The sequence below is a fragment of the Flavobacterium sp. 21.1 genome (genome assembly GCF_057801535.1).
In genome coordinates this window covers 113336-131733 of the sequence record NZ_JBYNXA010000002.1, presented here as the reverse complement: position 1 = coordinate 131733, position 18398 = coordinate 113336, and the positions used below count along the sequence as shown (strand labels likewise).

The 18398-nt window shown below is 38.0% G+C and carries 18 protein-coding genes; 6 read left to right on the top strand and 12 right to left on the bottom strand.

The features are described 5' to 3' along the window. Positions 1-9: 9 nt before the first annotated feature. Positions 10-2064 carry a M16 family metallopeptidase gene (locus AC3E9U_RS03925; protein ID WP_488745612.1) on the top strand — a complete coding sequence of 685 codons (2055 nt, stop codon included), beginning with the start codon at positions 10-12 and terminating at the stop codon, positions 2062-2064. A gap of 188 nt (positions 2065-2252) precedes the next feature. After that, entirely contained in the window at positions 2253-5300 is a 3048-nt protein-coding gene (locus AC3E9U_RS03920; protein ID WP_488745611.1) for a M60 family metallopeptidase, read from the top strand. Positions 5301-5401: 101 nt separating this feature from the next. Here the strand turns inward: AC3E9U_RS03920 and AC3E9U_RS03915 are convergent, their stop codons facing one another. Further along, positions 5402-6268, bottom strand: coding sequence for a DMT family transporter (locus tag AC3E9U_RS03915; protein ID WP_488745610.1), 867 nt, complete (start codon positions 6266-6268; stop codon positions 5402-5404). A 111-nt stretch (positions 6269-6379) separates the two neighbouring features. Between AC3E9U_RS03915 and AC3E9U_RS03910 the strand changes: the two genes are divergently transcribed. Further along, positions 6380-6757 (top strand): cation transporter, encoded by a 378-nt coding sequence (locus AC3E9U_RS03910; RefSeq protein WP_488745609.1) that lies wholly within the window; start codon positions 6380-6382, stop codon positions 6755-6757. 100 nt (positions 6758-6857) lie between these two features. Here the strand turns inward: AC3E9U_RS03910 and AC3E9U_RS03905 are convergent, their stop codons facing one another. From AC3E9U_RS03905 to mutY, 11 genes are all read right to left on the bottom strand, one after another. Beyond that, positions 6858-7328 carry a hypothetical protein gene (locus tag AC3E9U_RS03905; RefSeq protein WP_488745608.1) on the bottom strand — a complete coding sequence of 157 codons (471 nt, stop codon included), beginning with the start codon at positions 7326-7328 and terminating at the stop codon, positions 6858-6860. 362 nt (positions 7329-7690) lie between these two features. Then, positions 7691-8065, bottom strand: a complete 375-nt coding sequence (locus AC3E9U_RS03900) for a hypothetical protein (protein ID WP_488745607.1) — start codon at positions 8063-8065, stop codon at positions 7691-7693. A gap of 18 nt (positions 8066-8083) precedes the next feature. Further along, a complete protein-coding gene (locus tag AC3E9U_RS03895; protein ID WP_488745606.1) occupies positions 8084-8677 on the bottom strand; it encodes a hypothetical protein in 594 nt (197 codons plus the stop codon). A gap of 436 nt (positions 8678-9113) precedes the next feature. Next, positions 9114-9383, bottom strand: a complete 270-nt coding sequence (locus AC3E9U_RS03890; RefSeq protein WP_488745605.1) for a hypothetical protein — start codon at positions 9381-9383, stop codon at positions 9114-9116. 28 nt (positions 9384-9411) lie between these two features. Continuing rightward, a complete protein-coding gene (locus tag AC3E9U_RS03885) occupies positions 9412-10005 on the bottom strand; it encodes a hypothetical protein (protein WP_488745604.1) in 594 nt (197 codons plus the stop codon). Between the two features lie 43 nt (positions 10006-10048). Next, the gene (locus AC3E9U_RS03880) at positions 10049-10843 is read right to left on the bottom strand and encodes a tetratricopeptide repeat protein (RefSeq protein ID WP_488745603.1); all 795 of its coding nucleotides are present in this window, start codon (positions 10841-10843) and stop codon (positions 10049-10051) included. Further along, complete coding sequence (locus AC3E9U_RS03875; RefSeq protein WP_488745602.1) at positions 10800-11405, bottom strand: tetratricopeptide repeat protein; 606 nt, start codon at positions 11403-11405, stop codon at positions 10800-10802. Before AC3E9U_RS03875 ends, AC3E9U_RS03880 begins: the two co-directional genes overlap by 44 nt. A gap of 441 nt (positions 11406-11846) precedes the next feature. After that, the gene (gene gldD / locus AC3E9U_RS03870) at positions 11847-12419 is read right to left on the bottom strand and encodes a gliding motility lipoprotein GldD (protein ID WP_488745601.1); all 573 of its coding nucleotides are present in this window, start codon (positions 12417-12419) and stop codon (positions 11847-11849) included. 79 nt (positions 12420-12498) lie between these two features. Continuing rightward, positions 12499-12927 (bottom strand): single-stranded DNA-binding protein, encoded by a 429-nt coding sequence (locus AC3E9U_RS03865; RefSeq protein WP_488745600.1) that lies wholly within the window; start codon positions 12925-12927, stop codon positions 12499-12501. An 11-nt stretch (positions 12928-12938) separates the two neighbouring features. Next, entirely contained in the window at positions 12939-13400 is a 462-nt protein-coding gene (locus tag AC3E9U_RS03860; protein WP_488745599.1) for a hypothetical protein, read from the bottom strand. Positions 13401-13437: 37 nt separating this feature from the next. Continuing rightward, complete coding sequence (gene mutY, locus AC3E9U_RS03855) at positions 13438-14478, bottom strand: A/G-specific adenine glycosylase (protein ID WP_488745598.1); 1041 nt, start codon at positions 14476-14478, stop codon at positions 13438-13440. Positions 14479-14588: 110 nt separating this feature from the next. Here mutY and AC3E9U_RS03850 point away from each other — a divergent pair, with 110 nt between their 5' ends. The 3 genes from AC3E9U_RS03850 to AC3E9U_RS03840 all read left to right on the top strand — a co-directional run bounded on the left by AC3E9U_RS03850 (position 14589) and on the right by AC3E9U_RS03840 (position 18398). Then, complete coding sequence (locus AC3E9U_RS03850; RefSeq protein ID WP_473964696.1) at positions 14589-14903, top strand: HU family DNA-binding protein; 315 nt, start codon at positions 14589-14591, stop codon at positions 14901-14903. A 400-nt stretch (positions 14904-15303) separates the two neighbouring features. Continuing rightward, on the top strand, positions 15304-16854 hold the full coding sequence (locus tag AC3E9U_RS03845; protein WP_488745597.1) for an Rne/Rng family ribonuclease: 1551 nt from the start codon (positions 15304-15306) through the stop codon (positions 16852-16854). Positions 16855-17201: 347 nt separating this feature from the next. After that, positions 17202-18398: a hypothetical protein gene (locus AC3E9U_RS03840; RefSeq protein WP_488745596.1), complete on the top strand. Its 1197-nt coding sequence runs from the start codon at positions 17202-17204 to the stop codon at positions 18396-18398.

The window sequence follows — 18398 nt, the reverse complement described above, 5'->3', positions numbered from 1 at the left end:
AGAATCACTATGAAGAAATATATTTATATAGCAGCAAGTTTATTTTTAGCAATATCCATGCAAGCACAAGACAGAACGCAGCCAAAACCGGGACCTGCTCCAATCATCAATGTTGGAAAACCCAGCACTTTCACTCTGAAAAATGGTTTGAAAGTATTAGTTGTTGAGAATCACAAACTTCCTCGTGTAAGCTACAGCCTTACTATCGACTATCCGCCATATGCAGAAAATGAGAAAAAAGGAGTTGCTGATTTAACGAGCTCAATGATTGGTAACGGTACCAAAAAAATGTCGAAAGACGCTTTTAACGAAGAAGTAGATTTCCTGGGCGCTAACATCGACTTTAACTCAAGAGGTGCTTATGGAAGCGGATTGTCTAAATACTCAGGAAGAATCATGGAATTAATGGCCGATGGTCTTTTAAATCCTGTTTTCACTCAGACTGAGTTAGACAAAGAAAAAGAGAAAATGCTGGAGAACCTTAAATCGGAAGAGAAAAGTGTAACTGCAGTGGCTGGCCGTGTGGAAGACGTTTTGGCTTTCGGAAAAACGCATCCTGCAGGCGAGTATTTAAGTGAGGCAACGATCAAGAATGTTACTTTAGATGATGTTAACAAAAACTATCATTCTTATTTCGTACCAGGTAGCGCTTATTTAGTGATCGTTGGTGACGTGAAACTGGCAGACGTTCAGAAAATGGTTGAAAAGCAATTCGGACCATGGGAAAAAGCATCAGCTCCTTCATTGACTTACGCTGACCCTAAAAATGTTCAGTACAGCCAAATTAACTTTGTGGACATGCCAAACGCAGTTCAGTCTGAAATCAGCTTGGTTAATACCATGAACTTAAAAATGACTGACAAAGAATACTTCGCTGGTATCTTAGCCAACCAAATCCTTGGTGGTGGTGGAGAAGGCCGTTTGTTCATGAACTTACGTGAAAAACACGGTTGGACTTACGGAGCTTATTCTTCATTAGGAACAGGAAGATATGTTTCCAAATTCCGCTCAGGTGCATCTGTAAGAAACGCAGTTACTGACAGTGCCGTAGTGGAATTCATGAACGAATTGAAAAAGATCAGAACGGAGTTGGTTTCGCCTGAGGAATTGAAAATCGCGAAAGCAAAATACATCGGAAACTTTGTAATGCAGATCCAGAAACCGGCTACTATTGCCCGTTACGCTTTAAATACGGAAATCGAAAAATTACCTGCTGATTTCTATGAGAACTTCATCAAAAACATCAGTGCAGTTACTCCGGAAGAAATCAAAGCAGCCGCAAACAAATATTTCTTAGCAGACAACACAAGAGTTGTAATCGTTGGAAAAGCTTCTGAAGTACTTCCGAATCTTGAGAAAATGAGCGCTAAGCAAAAATTACCGATCCAGTATTTCGACAAATTCGGCGCACCGACTGAAAAACCAAAAGTTAGCATCGCTATTCCTGCAGGAGTGACTTCTGCAACGGTTTTCAACAACTATATCAAGGCCATCGGTGGAGAGAAAGCTGTTAAAGCTGTGAAATCCGTAGTAATTGTTGCTTCAGGAACGGTTCAGGGAACACCTGTTGAATTAACTTCAAAAACCACATCCGACAACAAAATGTCTGTTGAAATGAAAGCAATGGGTATGTCGATGATGAAACAGGTAATTGGTGACAAATCGGGTTACAGAGTTACTCAGGGTCAGCGAAAAGATTTGACTCCGGAAGAATTCAAAGAACAAAAACAAGGTGCTGTTCCTTTCGAAGAATTAACATTAGCTTCGAATCCAAATGCTAAATTGCAGGGAATCGAGACTATGAACGGTAGCGACGTATATGCGATTAAAGAAGGTAAAACGACTTACTACTTTGATGTTAAGACCGGTTTAAAAACAGCTGAGTCTAAGGAAATGGAGCAAATGGGTCAGAAAATGACGCAAACAACTTACTTCAGTGATTACAAAGAAGTGAAAGGAATCAAATTCCCTCACACAACTGACATGAACATTGGAGTTGAACTTAAATTGATGACTACTGAAGTAAAAATCAACGAAGGCATTACTGCTGAAGATTTTAAATAAAAAACATTAGTTTTAAAAAAGAAAAAGACTGTCTTTACGGACAGTCTTTTTTTTATTTCTATTGCGCAGGTAGCGGAGGAACAGTTTTTTTCCAAAAGAAATATTTTTTCATTTTTTTAGATTTTTCTTGAAAAAAAATTAAATTTACACACCCTTTATAAAAAATACTACCCAAAATTTCTTAAAAAATGACAAAAAACCTACTTATCCTTATTAGTCTGCTCACTGGGTTTTACGCTTTTTCACAATCCTATGCGGTTCCCGTTTATGCCGTAACTTCACAGCAACCGGCTCAATCCGGAAGTGAAGTCTCCAAAACAATCGACAATGACCTCAACACCATCTATCACTCAAAATGGTCTCAGAACGGTATTCCGGATGCGTTACATTTTTATTTTACGTCACAAGTAAGCAATATCAATAAAATTGTCTACTCCCCTCGTCAATCGGGAACTAATGGAATATGGACCAATGTGAGTGTTTATTACAGCACTCAAAGTAACCCAACCAATTTCATTTTGATCGCTGCCAATTTAGCCTGGCAAAATAATAATACCGACAAAACAATTAATTTGGCAACTGCTGTTCAGAACCCGTATGCGATCAAATTTGTAGTCAATCAGGGTACCGGCAATTTTTCAAGTTGTGCTGAAATGAAATTCTACTCCAGTAGTCCGATCGGTGCCGCTGATAATGGAGTCGATTGTACCATTCCGACGACAACCTTAAGTATCAACGGGGCAAATGACGTAAAAGCCACAATACAAGCTTCCGGTTCAACCGCTTCTTCTTTCCATTCGGGAGAAAACATTAATGCTTCCTTTGACAATGATGTAAACACACTTTATCATTCCTCCTGGAGCAATACTGTTTTTCCGGTAGTATTGAACTTCAGATTGAATGGAACTACAGCAATTGATTATCTTAAATACATTCCAAGAGCCGATGGTGGCTCCAATGGAAATTTCGGCAATGTAACGATCAGTTACAACACAACAAGCAACAGCACCTTCCAAGATTTGATGACTTTTGATTTTGCGCAGTCCGGAACACCCTCAATTGTACAGTTTCCATCTCAAATAACACCGTTAAATATCCGAATGAGTATAGCAGACGGAAGCGGTGGTTTTGCAAGTTGCGCCGAAATGGAGTTTTACACAGCCAATGCCGCCAGTTCTGCTACCCCTTATACGAACGTTTTTGCCAATAACATCTATTCAGCTTTATTGCCCAATGTCACACAAGGCGACATTGATGCCATTTCCTCACCATTTTACAAAGACCTTGCGCAATGTCTTTTCAACCAAACGTACGTCTCTAAGTACCGTGTACAATCTTACCAAGTATACCCAACACTTGCTTCTGTCAGTCAGAGCCTGAAGATTGGAACCTACGATAACTTCGAAAATGCAACAGGCATCGTATTCGCAGACGGTGAAAAGGTCGCTTTGTTTGCACGAAATATAAATACTACTGTTTCTTTAACGGTTAAAAATTTTCAACAAGGTTTTGGTGGAGCAGTTTCCCACTATATTTTGAGAAACGGCCTGAATGTATTTCAGTTGACAAATGGAGGAATGGCCTATATCAATTATTTCAACAACAATGGCACGTTAAGCAATGTTGACATCAATATCGTCTCGGGAAAAATCAACGGCTACTTCGATGCACAGACGTCTTCTAACAACGAATGGCCCAGCTTAATGACAAAAACCACTTATCCGTACATAGACATCCGTGGAAAATACACACATCTGGTATACGAAAGAGCATCGCTAAAAAACGGAACTCCATTTGACGGGCTGAGCCTGATTGGTCAATACGATACTATTGTACAACACGAGCGCATGATGATGGGGCTATTTAAGTACAACAAATCTCCAAAAAACCGCCAGCTAACTTATAACGAACATGGTAACGGTTATTATGCCGGAGGATTAGGCGTTCATCTGGACATCGATTGGGGAGCGGAAAACCTAACCAATCCCGATCAATTAGGCCTTTGGGGCATTGCACATGAATATGGTCACATTAATCAGGTGCGACCGGATCTGAAGTGGATTGGAACAACGGAAGTGACCAATAATATCCATACCGTCTGGGTGGATTACAATATGAATCATGCAAATCACCCTTATACCCGTCTGGAAGAAGAAAATGTTGTTCCCGCAACAGGCATACCCTCCATCGAAGGCGGACGCATTAACGGATCCATTTACAATACGGTGGTTAATGGTGAAGCCCTGCAGGGTAATGCTAATTCTGATGTATTTAAGGTACTGGTACCCTTCTGGCAATTGCAAACCTACTATCAATTGGCAGGTGCGGCCCGAAATGCCCCAATTCTGTCATTCGATTACCCAACAGCATACACAGGAACCGATTACGCACATTGGTATGGGATAGTCTCGGAAATGGCCAGAACATCTAATTCCGCAGGATTAACAAATGGCGAATTGCTTCTGAATTTTGTAAAAAACACCTGTGATGCGGTGAAAGAAGACTTGACTGTTTTTTTCCAGAAAACAGGCTTTCTGAAACCGATAGACATTACAATCGACGATTACGGAACCGGCCAATTGACGATTACCCAGCAACAGATCAACGCAACGATAGCTTATATTCAAAGTAAAGGTTATCAGCAGCCAGTCTCTCCGGTTATTCATTACGCTTCTGCTCACAGTATCAATATGTTCAAAAACCAATTACCGTTAAGCGGAACAACAGGAGTTGGTGTCGCGTTAAACACTAATTACCTGACGGTACAACATAGTCAATGGCACAATGCTGTGGCTTATGAAACATACAATACGAGCAATCAATTAATCTACGTTTCCATTTCAGGTTCGGGTGACCCAAGTAACCAAACCACTAAAGTCTATTACCCCGCCAATGCCCTTGCAGTGTATGCTGTGGGTTTCGACGGACAGCGCATTTTGGTTTATCCGGCAAATCTTTCAGCAAATGAAGTTTCAATGCACTCAGAATTGACAATTTATCCCAATCCGGTCAGCGATATCAAACCTATTCATTTAACGATTAACAATGCTTCAGGTAAGTATGCTGCACAAATTTATGGTTTTGATGGACGGTCAGTCTTTACTGCCGATGGAACGATTAAGGAAATTGAATCTGCCATCAACCAACACTTGGCGCAGCTACAAGTTGGAATTTACGTCCTTTCTTTGCAGAACACTGACAAAGAGCAATACCGGGTGAAGTTTATTAAAGAATAATCACTGATTGACCGAAAAACAAAAGACCCGAAAGTTATAGTTTAACTTTCGGGTCTTTTATTGCGGGCTTCAACGATTAAACAAAGGAATAAGCACACTTTTTATTTTTTAGAAGAAAGATAAATTCCGAACAAAATAACGGCTGCACCTATTATCTGAATAAACGATAAGGTTTCCCCATCCAATAAACCCCAAAAAATTGCCACAATAGGAAACAAATACGCTGAAGACGATGCGAAGACCGGTGACGTCATCTGAATCAGCTTAAAGAAGAGTATGTTGGCAATCCCAGTACCGACAATCCCTAAAATTGCAATGAACATAACCGAATGTTTTACTTCCGGCTGATGAATAATGCTGAAGAATCCCGTGGCATACAAAATGATCAACGCCGGAATCAACAAGACTACAAAATTACCAACGGTAATACTGATCGGGTGAACGTCTGCCAAGTACTTTTTTATCAGATTTACATTGGTAGCATAACAAAATGTGGCAACCACAACAAACAGCGCATAAAAATAATTCTGCTCCGGATGATCTGCGGCACCGCTTAAAATCAGGACCGAACTCCCTAGTAAACCGATCAAAACCCCCATCAACTGGCTGCGCTGAAACGCCATTCCGAAAAACAGTATCCCGAGAATCAACGTGTTAAGTGGCGTTAATGAATTCAGAACCGCACTGATGGAACTATCAATTTCACTTTGCGCCAGGGCAAACAAAAAAGCCGGAATGAACGTACCTGTTAAAGCCGTCAACGCAATGAATTTCCATTTATTTGAAGGAATTGCAGTAATCTTTCTAAATCCTACGATAATCAGGAACGAAGCGGCAAACACCATGCGGAGTGAACCCAGCTGAAGCGGCGTCAACCCCACCAAACCTCTTTTTATCAGAATAAAAGAACTTCCCCAAATCAGGGAAAGCGCTGCAAGTAAAATCCATTTGAGTTGTTTCGATTCCATAAAGTGCATTTGAAATGTCAAAATTCTGTTATTTAAATGAAAATCAGTTCTTTTTTTGGGTAATTTTGCTTCCGATTATTTATTCGATTCAAAATCAAAAAATTAACCCATATGAAATTTTTAAAATCCACCTTGGTAGTAACACTTGCCGCTTTAAGTTTTGCAAGCTGCAAAAAAGAACAGGCAACAGCAGAAAACAATACAACAGAAGCCGTAGCTGCAACACCTAAAAAAGAAATCGCTGCTGAAAATTTAGAAACCGCCAGTTTTCAGATCGAAGGTATGACTTGTGCGATGGGCTGTGCTGCGACTATTGAGAAAAAACTAACCGAAACAGAAGGCGTGAAAGAAGCGAAAGTGGATTTCGATACCAAAACGGCTACCGTATCGTTTGACAAAACCGTTAACAACCAGGAATCACTAACTAAATTGGTGGAAGCTGTAGCGGACGGTAAGACTTATAAAGTGGCGAACTTTAAGAAAGCATAAGTAACAGACTATATTATAAATCAAAATCCTAACATTCACGGTTAGGATTTTTTGTTTGGTTTTCTTGCAGGCACTAACTGTAGGCAATTGGTATACATTTCTAAGTCCCCGAAAAAAAATCATTCCCATCTTGATGTTTATATTTTGACTTTACTTTTTCAGGCAGTTCCTTCCATCCGCTCACAGGTTGCTTCAAAGTCGTATCAACAACCTCCTTATCGATTAATAATTGATTGTATTCAGGTTTTTTTCTTGCTACTTTAACGTAAAAAAAATCGTCTTTATACGCTCTCAATTTTTTGTATTCTTCCAATTCATTACCACTCACAATAGTATAATCACCTTCGTATGTAGTGTCATTTATTTGATATTCGAAAATAAAGTAAGGACCGCCCTTTTGACTAACTATAACTTCTTTAATTTTGACCCGTACAAACACAGTATCCTTCAAAGCTTCTTTTCTTTCCTTCCAACACATATAGATCCAAGCACATACCGATGCAACGATCATCAGATAAAAGAAGTTCTGAACCCACTTGTTTTTTAAAAAAGCGAAAGCCGTCTTGGTCATTTATTTGCTGTTTTCTGGTTTTATATTGAATACGCTGTAATGTACTTGTTTTTTGTCACAATAACTCAGCGGTCGGCCGCCAATCTGAAGATATGCCGATTTGTCCCAGTACAAATCTATACTATCGAATCTTTTCCCACAACATTGTCATTCCGACGCAGGAGGAATCTTCTAAAGCAGAATCTATGTTGTATACAAATAAATAAAAACTTCGTCCTCTTCCGTAAAAAAACAAAAGCCATTTACAAAGGGCGACTTCTCTAAAGCGGAAATCTTGAATACCTGTGTATTTATGGAGCTATATTTCCCATCATTTTGAAAACAACTTTAGTCACAAAGAAAATTTCGGCACCCCTTTTACACTAGTCGGATGAATTATCCGGTGATTCAGCGTCTTCAATTTCGTTGAAGTTCGGATAAAAGGGCACATACCGTATGAGCACTTTCTCCCCTATCCGGTAATCCGAATCCTGGGAATCCCCATAAAAATTCTTTCCCTGTATCTGAAACCTATAGGAGTAAGAAAATCCGTGGGATACCGGACTGTTACCGTAGTAATTCCGCTCATCAACAATCACGGCTTCTTTTGTGATACCGACTATGTTTAAACAAATGGCTTTGGAACTTCTGTAAAGTATGAAAAACACCAATGCCGTCAGGAATAAAAGCAGATTCCTGTTTTCTTTTATAAATTGCAGCGGTTTACTTCCTCGTGGTCCTGCCTTTTTTGCGGTCATTTGCATTCTTTGTATTTTTTAAGGAACCAAAACCAAAACGGATTGACTGCTCACATCCTCTTTATATATCGACTTCGAACAACTCGAATGATAAAAATTCACGTCTTTATAATTCAGCATCACCTTCATTTTATACTTCCCATGCTTTAGTTTTGGCGCTAACTCAGACCTTTTCAAAATCACATTTTTCTCAAACGATTCGCCTGCTTCCAAAACAATCGAATTCGTGCAGGATAACGTTACCGAATCCAAATCAAGAATCTTAGTGATAACCAGATTGCTCGCAGCATTATTCTTTACATTCGCTATTTCAACACTGAGAATCGTATTAAAAAAATCCTCACTTGCCGGTTTATAAAAGACCACCGCTTCGTCGCTTAGATTGGAGAATCTCAGACAAAAGGTTACCGTTTCTGCATCTACAAGCACTTTTTGTAGCGTGAGCTTAATGCTTTCTTTCTGAAGTTTTTTCTCACTGGGAAAGGCGATTGTTTTACAGATTCCTTCCTTATTTTTATTTGACACAGGAAGCTGATCCGCAAAAATTCCGATGCAGAAATTCCCGATTAAAAACAATGTTTTAAATAAGTGTAGCGTAATTCCGTCTACCATCTAAAATTTGTTTTTTAAATCCCTTTTCAAGCTCCTATTTCTCACCATTTTCCAATTTTTCTATTATGTAACAAATACTCCGATTTTAATGGATAACAAAAATGCAATAACAACCAATACACACTTCAAGACCAAAATAGCCTTTGCCGATACATGACTTGAATTAATCCATAAATACAGGAACGAATAAGTGAGTAAAAACAGATATGCAATCGTTGCCATCATTTTAAACCGCCTTTTCTCATCGTAAAAATAATAGACGTCTTTCTTGTATTCTAATGGAATACTGTCATCTGAATAAAAAAAGTTCGCAAGGCAATGGAGCACTTCATCCAAATAAAAAGATAAAGGAACAAAAACCAGCAGGCTTGCTACTGATAACCAAAAAAACTTATTTCCTTTCATAATCTATTAGCGACTTCCGTATTTAAAACAATTAAGTAGATTCATCAATTATCTTCACAAGATACCATTTCCCTTTCGTCATCCTGAAAATGTACACAACCTGCACGCCCGTATCATAGATCGCCTTTTGCACGCCGATGCTTCCATCTGCATTCTTTAGGATCTTAGTTATAACTTTCCTGTCCTTATTGTCCAGCATTTTTTCATGTTTCCATTCCTTTTTGCTGACCAGGTAAAAACGCTCTTTGGTTTCTCCGATTTCGGTATGCGCCACTTTCAACGGAAAGGAAATCCGACTCATTTGAAACTTGGAATTTTGATCAAATTCTTTAATAAAAGCGGTAAAAGCTTCTTTTTCTATTTGAATGAAGTTTAGACTGAAAACCGCAATTACTAAAAGAAAAAGTGTTTTCAGAAATACTGTCCCAGATGTTGGCATTTGTTTCATAATCGGTTTTGTCTTGCTGATGTAATTCTTTTCTAAAAATCAACGGTCGAAGTATCGCGTTTAATCGAATGGCCAGCATTATGGCTTTCCAAATAGACCACCCGAGTAAAGGGCTTATCCCGTTCATTTCCAGAACATAATAGGTTTGTAATTTTATCAGGTAATCACTAATATAAGACATGACGTATTTCTCATCGAATCCTGAAAAATAAATACTTCTGTTTGCATCCCACGTTCCTATTATTTCCCCTTTGCATATTATCTGCCCTTTCCTAGAAAAAGTGATTCTTTCATCGTTCAGAGGGCAACGTGTCCGGTCTGAATAATAACTCTTAAATACATAATAGCTGTTGTTCGAGAGCACCTCAATCTGTTTGTTGCTCAGTTTTTCCACTCGGTTTGGAAGCGTATACTCCTTGGCCGGGTTTCCGCAGGAGAACAGCATTAAAAAAAATAAAAATCGGATTAACTTCATCTTATATACTCATCCACAAACCTAGATGGATCATTAGCAAAAATCAATAAAAATCAAATTGAAACCCGTATTTGTCTTTTAATAATTGCAATGTTTTATTTGAAATTGACAAAGACGTATTTATTACACCGGTTTCTTTATTAAAGTTCGTTTTTATCTCAGATTTCCCGTTTGGGACCGTAAGAACAGTAACCGTCGCATTATTATTGCCTAATGTTTTAATCTCACGCAATTTATAAAACGCAATTAGTCCGTCGTAGTCTTCGCTTAAGATATAATAGCCAACCTTCAGCACTGCAATAATATTTCGGCCCTCTTCTTCTAAATCTGTTGCGCTAAGGGCTTTTTCAGTATATTTTATAATTTCGCCATAATTCTTCTGCTCAAATAACGTGAGGACTTTTAAATAGTAGGGATTAAAATTGTCCGGATTCTGCTTAAGTCGTTTTTCAAGATACTTATTTCCGTTGAAAAAATCCTTTTGAAAAAACGATGCCATACATAAGCCGTCCAATACTATACTTTCATACTCTTTATTACAACTGATTAGTTTTTGACTATTCCTGATAATATTGTCATACAACCTGTTGTCAAACTCATACTGCAATATTCTTTTGTAATACTCTAAATCACATTTTTCCAAGGCTACGATTCGTTTATAATCTTCGTACGCTTCTTTCCTGTTCCCAAGCAATTCGTATAACAGGGCTCTGTTGGCCAGATGTTTCCGTTTATATTCCAAACCAATAATTTTATTTTCAACGGCTATCGCTTTATCATACTCTTTTATTTCATTAATAACTGACCAAGAAACCCAACAAGTCCAAATTGTCTTCATTGACTTCTAATCCCTTCGTCAATTCGTTCAAAGCCTCTTCACGACTCTTAACCGTGAATAAAATTCGGGATAAGTCAATTATTGCGTCGGTATCTCTAGGGTTCAGCTCAACTACCCTGCGATAATAAGATATTGATTCATCATATTTTTGCAACTTAAAATAGCGCTGCGCCACCACAGTCATAATTTCCGGGGAATTATTGTTTGAAATATAATCCAGGAGTACATTCATCGCTTGCTGGCTATTGCCTAAACAATCCGCCAATTCTGCATAATAAGTTACGGTAAGATCATCAAATTTTTTATCCGCTGTAACGACCTGTTCCAAAACATCAAGCGCTTCCCTACATTGGGATTTAAAATAAAGAAGCTTGGTTTTTTGCAGCAAATACTCCCTTTTTTCTTCTTCAATCTCCAGGGCTTTATTAATGGAAGCCAAAGACTGATCAATGTCCTTCTTTGCTTCAAAAGTTAAACTTTCCTCATAGTATTTTGCCGAATAACTCTGCCCAAATAGTTGAAAGCAGGCAAATACCATCAGGATTGCAATTTTATTTTTCATGTTGACAAATTATAAAAACTGTGTGAATGCATCGGAATCCTGTTGTGTTCCCTGCAAAAGAATTCGAACTACACCGTAAGAAATCCTGAGTAAAAGTAAGACTTTTGTTGGCGATAATTACACTCAAAGGATTTGTGTTGATTTATAATTTTTAAATAACCTGACACATAATTCGTGTCAAATTAAAATAATATATCTATTTAACACGCCACTTGTGTTTATTTATAATAAAAATAAAATATTAACACCAAATACGTGCTAAGTTTGTAAAAAAATAATTTTAAACACAATTTTTTTATTACTTTTGAATTTAGCTACGCCAAAGCAATCAAAAGTCGTTTAGGGATTTAAAAAACTTAAAACCAATAATTTAAAAAATAACAGTCCATTAAAGACAAATAAAAAAGGAACCCCTCCGAGTTCCTTATTGCTATTTTCATCTTATTTCCAATTGACCGTTTCCATGATCTTTCGCATATCATTTTTGATATACGCCGCCGCCGGAAGTATGGAATCATAATTAGGTTTTGCATAAAAATATACCGAACCCACTAAGAAATGACGCGTACTGTCGGTCACATAAAACTGTGCATTGGTTGCCGCATTTCCACCCACCTGATAAAACATTCCGTAGGCTTTATGCTCCGGATTCACGAAAGGCTGTTCTGCAATGTCATCGGCTTTGATTACGTGCTCGTAAGTTAATTTCTGCGCATCGCGAAGCAGTTGATCGATATTATTGTTTACCGTTTTGTAGTTCAGGTAGACAGTCGCCTTCATTTTAGGATACTGGATCTCCAGCGAACAATCACTCTTGGTCTTGATCTGGGAGATTTCATTCACTTCAAATCCGTAACCGCAACCACCCGGAAAGTCATACGTCTTGTATTTTGCCACAGGGTATTCCAAGCTCAAATGGCTTTTTGGTTTAGGAACGCTTTCATCCTGACAACCAACGAATGCCAGCGAAATAAAAAATCCTGCCAACAGAACGATACTCTTATTTTTTATCATAACAGAAATCCTTACGCTAATTTAGGGCGTAAAGATACAATGTGAAACGCAGTTTTGGAAAGTTTATTTGATGTTCCGCTTAAAACGGCATATCATCACCGCCGGACGGTGCGATTGGAGGCTCATTCGTTTGTGATGAATAACCGCCACCCTGCCTTTGTTCGGTCTCCTTTTTCACATTCAGGAACGTGAATTCGGTCACCTGTATTTCGGTAGTGTACTTAGTGGTTCCGTCTTCCGCCTGCCATTGACGGGATTTGATACGACCTTCCACATAGATTTTATCTCCCTTGGAAAGGTACTTTTCGCAAATTTCGGCGGCTTTGTTGCGTACTACTAAATTATGCCATTCAGTGGAGGTAATTTTTTCACCGGTAGTCTTATTAATATATACTTCGTTTGTCGCTAGCGGAAATCGTCCAATACAATTTCCTCCTTCAAAATAGTGCATCTTGACGTCATCTCCTAAATGTCCGATCAAAATCACCTTGTTCAATGTACCGTTCATGGCTTGTATGTTTAATTATTTTCTTCTGAAAATTTGATTATTAATTTTAAATCCTCACCCTTCTCTTTGAACATGAAAGGAATTTCAGTCTTCCCAATTTGATATTTTACAATATCAGTAGATTTCAATTTCCCAAGAAGCCCATTATTGGTGAGATCAATTTTTACAACTGTATAGGTAATGCCGTCTTTTTGCTCACAATTCACGACAGCATTTGGCAAATCAATAGTTTCCCCGTTACTCAAAGTCAATTTAGCTCCCTTTGATGCTTGACAGTTACCCAGAACAGCTTTCAAATAAAGTGTCTTTTCAAATTCACTCGGGCTTTTATAAGTGGAAACCACAACTGAATACGCAGGCTGCACGAGAAAAGCTTCCATATCGCTCTTATATAAAGGATCTCTGCCCTGAGCCTTTTGAGAATACATCTGTAAACCGCACACCAAAAAAAGAAACAACACTATTTTTTTCATAACTCTACTGTATTAATCAAATATAATACTTTTCTGCTCATTTTTGCCAATGCTGTTCAAGAAAATTATGAATGACTATCGGAAACGGAAACGCCATAATCCTATCAGGCGGCATACTATTTTCAACCATGGTATCCACTTCCACTTCCCAGAAACGAATCTGTAAATGCTGATGCGAAAGCTTATGGATTATGGGCGAATGATGTAACGGCTTAATATGCACTGGCTTAAAACCAAAAGAAAAATCTTCAATCAGGCGAAAGGTCGTGTCAAAATCATCTTCGGCAACGGTCTCCAACAACGGAAATTCATACAAATTATGCCAAATCCCTTTTCCCGTCCTTTTTTGTATCATCGAATTACCATTAACATCCTTTATAATAAGGTAGTTAAAATAACGGTCGGTAACTTTCGTTTTCTTCAGCTTCACCGGAAGCATCGCCACTTTATCCTGCTGCAGGGCAAGACAACTTTCGTTCAAAACACAAATCCCGCAATCCGGATTTTTAGGCACGCATTGCAGGGCACCAAATTCCATCAGCGCCTGATTGAACTCGGAAGCCCGATCAGCAGGCAATAAAGAACCCGCCAAATCAAAGAATTCTTTTTTTGCAGATGCCGACGCGATATCGGTTTCCACATCAAAATATCTTGAAAGGACACGATATACATTCCCATCAACAACAGGAACGGCTTCTCCATAAGCAATCGACGCAATGGCAGCAGCAGTATATTCCCCAACTCCTTTTAAGGTAAGCAACTCTTTATAAGTCTTTGGGAATTCCCCATTCAGATCAAAGGCAATATGTTTGGCCGTGGCATGCAGATTTCTGGCCCTGGAATAATATCCTAGTCCCTGCCAGAGTTTCAACACCTGTTCTTCCTCGGCGGAAGCCAGATCAAAAACGGTCGGAAACGCTTCCGTAAAACGCAAAAAATAAGGCAATCCCTGAGCAACTCGCGTTTGCTGAAGCATGATTTCGGAAAGCCAAACCGGGTATGGATGAGGAGTTTTTCGCCACGGCAAATCACGCTTTTCACGTAAATACCATTGAATTAGCAAGTTAGTAAAATCCATCTTTAAAAATTGGAAAACAAAAATAAAACTTTATGTAATTAAATTTTAATCGATTAAGGTTGAAAAATTGTTTTTTTAATTGTTATATTTGCACACTCAAAAAATTACACATCAATATAAAACGAAAGAAAATGACGAAAGCAGACATCGTAGCGAAAATTTCTGAGAAATTGGGTCTTGAAAAAGGAGACGTTCAAGCAACAGTTGAGTCTTTTATGGACGAGGTTAAAAACTCACTGGAGACTGGAGACAATGTATATTTAAGAGGTTTCGGAAGCTTTATCATCAAAACTAGAGCTGAGAAAACCGGAAGAAACATCTCTAAAAACACTACAATTAAAATCCCTGCTCACAACATTCCGGCATTCAAACCGGCAAAAATATTTGTTGATGGAGTAAAAACAAATACGGAAGCGAAAAATTAACTAATTTATTAATCACTAAACACTACAAGTTATGCCAAGTGGTAAAAAAAGAAAAAGACATAAGGTAGCTACTCACAAACGTAAAAAAAGAGCGAGAGCTAACCGTCACAAAAAGAAAAAGTAGTTTAAAACTACTTTTTCTTTTTTTAGAATTAAAAAGTTCATTGAAATTGAAAAAAGATGAAAGAGAAAAGAAAATAGAACCTAGATTCAAAAAATCTATTTTCTTTAATCTATTCTCTACTTATCTCTTTTTCTCCGGGTACAATACCTGTAAAAAATTGTTTAATCCATCTGTAAATAAGATTTTAGATTTTGAATTTTAGATTTTAGATTTTTCAATCTATTTTCTATTCTCTATTTTCTATTTTCTGAAAAAACAGATAAAAATGTACACATTTTGAACAAAGAATTAATTATTCGAACCAGTTCAGATGCCGTAGATTTTGCCTTATTAAAAGATGGAAAACTAGTTGAATTACACAAGGAAGAAGGTGGCGAAGAAAGAAGCGGCTTTCAGGTAGGTGATATTTTTATCGCCAAGATCCGAAAACCGGTTCCGGGACTTAATGCCGCGTTTGTGAACGTTGGCTTCGAGAAAGATGCTTTCCTGCATTATCACGATTTAGGTCCGAACCTATCTTCCATGATGAAATTCATCAAACTTGTAAGCGCAGGTAAAATAAAAGATTTCTCCCTAAAAAACTTTCCTTTTGAGCCGGAAATAAACAAGGATGGCGCCATCGGCGATGTGCTGAGCGCTAATCAGTCTATTCTCGTTCAGGTAGTTAAAGAGCCGATATCTACCAAAGGTCCGCGTATAAGCTCCGAGCTTTCACTGGCCGGCAGATATGTGGTTTTAGTCCCTTTTTCGGATCGGGTTTCGGTTTCGCAAAAAATCGAATCCAAAGAAGAAAAAGACCGATTAAAACGATTGGTTCAATCTATCAAGCCAAAAGGATTTGGTGTTATTGTTCGTACAGTAGCAGAAGGCAAAAAAGTGGCCGAACTGGACAAAGACTTGCAAAACTTGCTGGACAAATGGTCAGCAACGTGCAAACGAATTCCAACAGCGCATCATCCTTCCCGAATTTTGGGCGAAGTAAACAAAGCTTCATCCATTTTACGAGATGTATTTAATGATACTTTCACGGGAATTTATGTAGATGATGAAGATTTGTATTATCAAACTAAGGACTATTTGCAAGAAATAGCTCCTTCAAAAGTCTCGATTGTCAAGCATTATCAATCAAGGGATTTACCTCTTTTTGAAAAGTACAATATAGAACGACAAATAAAGACGTCTTTCGGAAAAACGGTTTCTATGAGCAAAGGAGCTTATCTGATTATAGAACACACCGAAGCTTTGCACGTTATCGATGTTAACAGCGGTAACCGATCTAACAAAGCTACCAACCAGGAAGACACCGCACTGGAAGTAAACATGATTGCCGCCGCAGAAATTGCACGACAATTACGACTTCGCGATATGGGCGGGATTATTGTGGTCGATTTTATAGACATGCAGAATCCGGACAATCGTAAAAAATTATACGATTTTCTGAAAGAGGAAATGAGCGATGACAAGGCGAAACATAAGATCTTGCCTCCTAGCAAATTTGGATTAATTCAAATTACTAGACAAAGAGTCAGACCCGAAGTAAATATCAAAACAAGAGAAGAAGACCCTAATAATGAAAATGGGGAAATCGAAGCTCCAATCTTGATTGTCGATAAAATAGTGGCTGATCTTGAAAGAATTACCAAAGACCATAAAAAGGTTGTTTTAAACGCACACCCTTTTGTGGCAGCATACCTTACCAAAGGTTTTCCATCAATACGTTCAAAATGGTTTTTTGAACATAAAAAATGGGTTAAAATCATACCGCGTGACGCTTACACGTTCCTCGAATACCATTTCTTTGACAAAGAAGGAAATGAAGTTCGATAAAAACCAAAACAAAACCGCCCGTTGTGAAACGAGGCGGTTTTTTTATTTTTAAAAGTTTTCCAATTCCTACCTATCCCAAACAAATTCTCCAAAAAACCAACTTCCTTAAAAATGACACCACAATTTTAAATTATCGCAAGTATTTCTTACACACATAAACACCACTCCAAATCTTAAAAAAAACGCCCTTTCTTACAAAAAAACACAACAAAAGTATATTCTTACAAATTTGATTATCAGCAACATAGACAAAAAGTCAAATTTTATTTACAAATATTAACAATGAACCAATTTTTAAGGTAAAAAAATAACATATTTTCGCAGTAAAATTCTTAAAAATAAAACTTATGAAAAATTTAAAGATTGCATTTTTTGCAATTACTGGTTTATTTTGTACAGCCGCTTCAGCTGCTGATTTGTACGTTCGTGACATGGGAGCCGGAGGCGCTTATTCAACAATTTCAGCGGCTATTACGGCTGCAAACAACGGCGACAGAATCATTATCAAGCCAAAAGCGGGAGGGATCCCTTATTTAGAAAACTTAACGATAGACAAAAATTTGTCTTTTGTAAGTGAAACTGCCAATGCAAGATTTTTGGTGCAAGGAACAGTAACTGTAACACCTGTCGTAGGCAGATTGGTAAACATTAACAATTTAGGATTAACAGGAACCTTTTCAACAACTGCTGATTCTCCTGCAGGTGGAAGAACCATTGTTAATATCTCAAATTCGACTTTTAGTTCGACTTTAAATGCTGGATACAACAATACAACCTTAAACGTATCGGGCTCAACAATTGCAAACGCAATAAGCTTCGAACACGGTAAGCTAACAGGAAATTCGATAGGGGGAATTTTACTATCAAAAGATACCGGCGACGTATTGGCAACAACAGATATTTTTATTATTGGAAACAAAATACCAACTCAAGTTTTTATAAATTCAAATTATAGGTTTACAGTATCCAATAACTTTATTTACGGGGCAGTTGGAACGTCAGTAATAGCTATAAACGGCCTTAAAACAAGCAGCACCAATTATATCCAAAATAATTACATTTCAAATTCACTTTCTTCAGGCGGAACAATCAATCTGTCTGGCGCAATAACAAACAGTGCTATTGTTAGTCTACTGAATAACATTATCGTCAATTCCTATACTCCCGGCACTGAAGTTGAAAATGGCTCTACAACTGCAAGTGTTTACGCTTTTTACAATTTAACAAACAGCAGTCTGGTTTTTAATACTTTGGGAGTTACCAGCCAAGCTTCAAACATTAGCGGATCCACAGTAACTGTGAGTACAACAACTTATACTGTCAGCGGAACTCAGCATGTAAATGCAGGATACCCTGAACCGGAATTCCAAGATTTAGATTTAAGCTTGAACGATATTGGTCCTTTCGGAGGGTCAGACAGCTGGGACAATTACTGGCCAACAAACACTACCGGTAAACCACAGGTTTTCTTTTTAGACACTCCGAGAAGAGTATACCCGGGAACCACGACAATCGATGCTTCTGCTACAGGGTATTCTAAATAA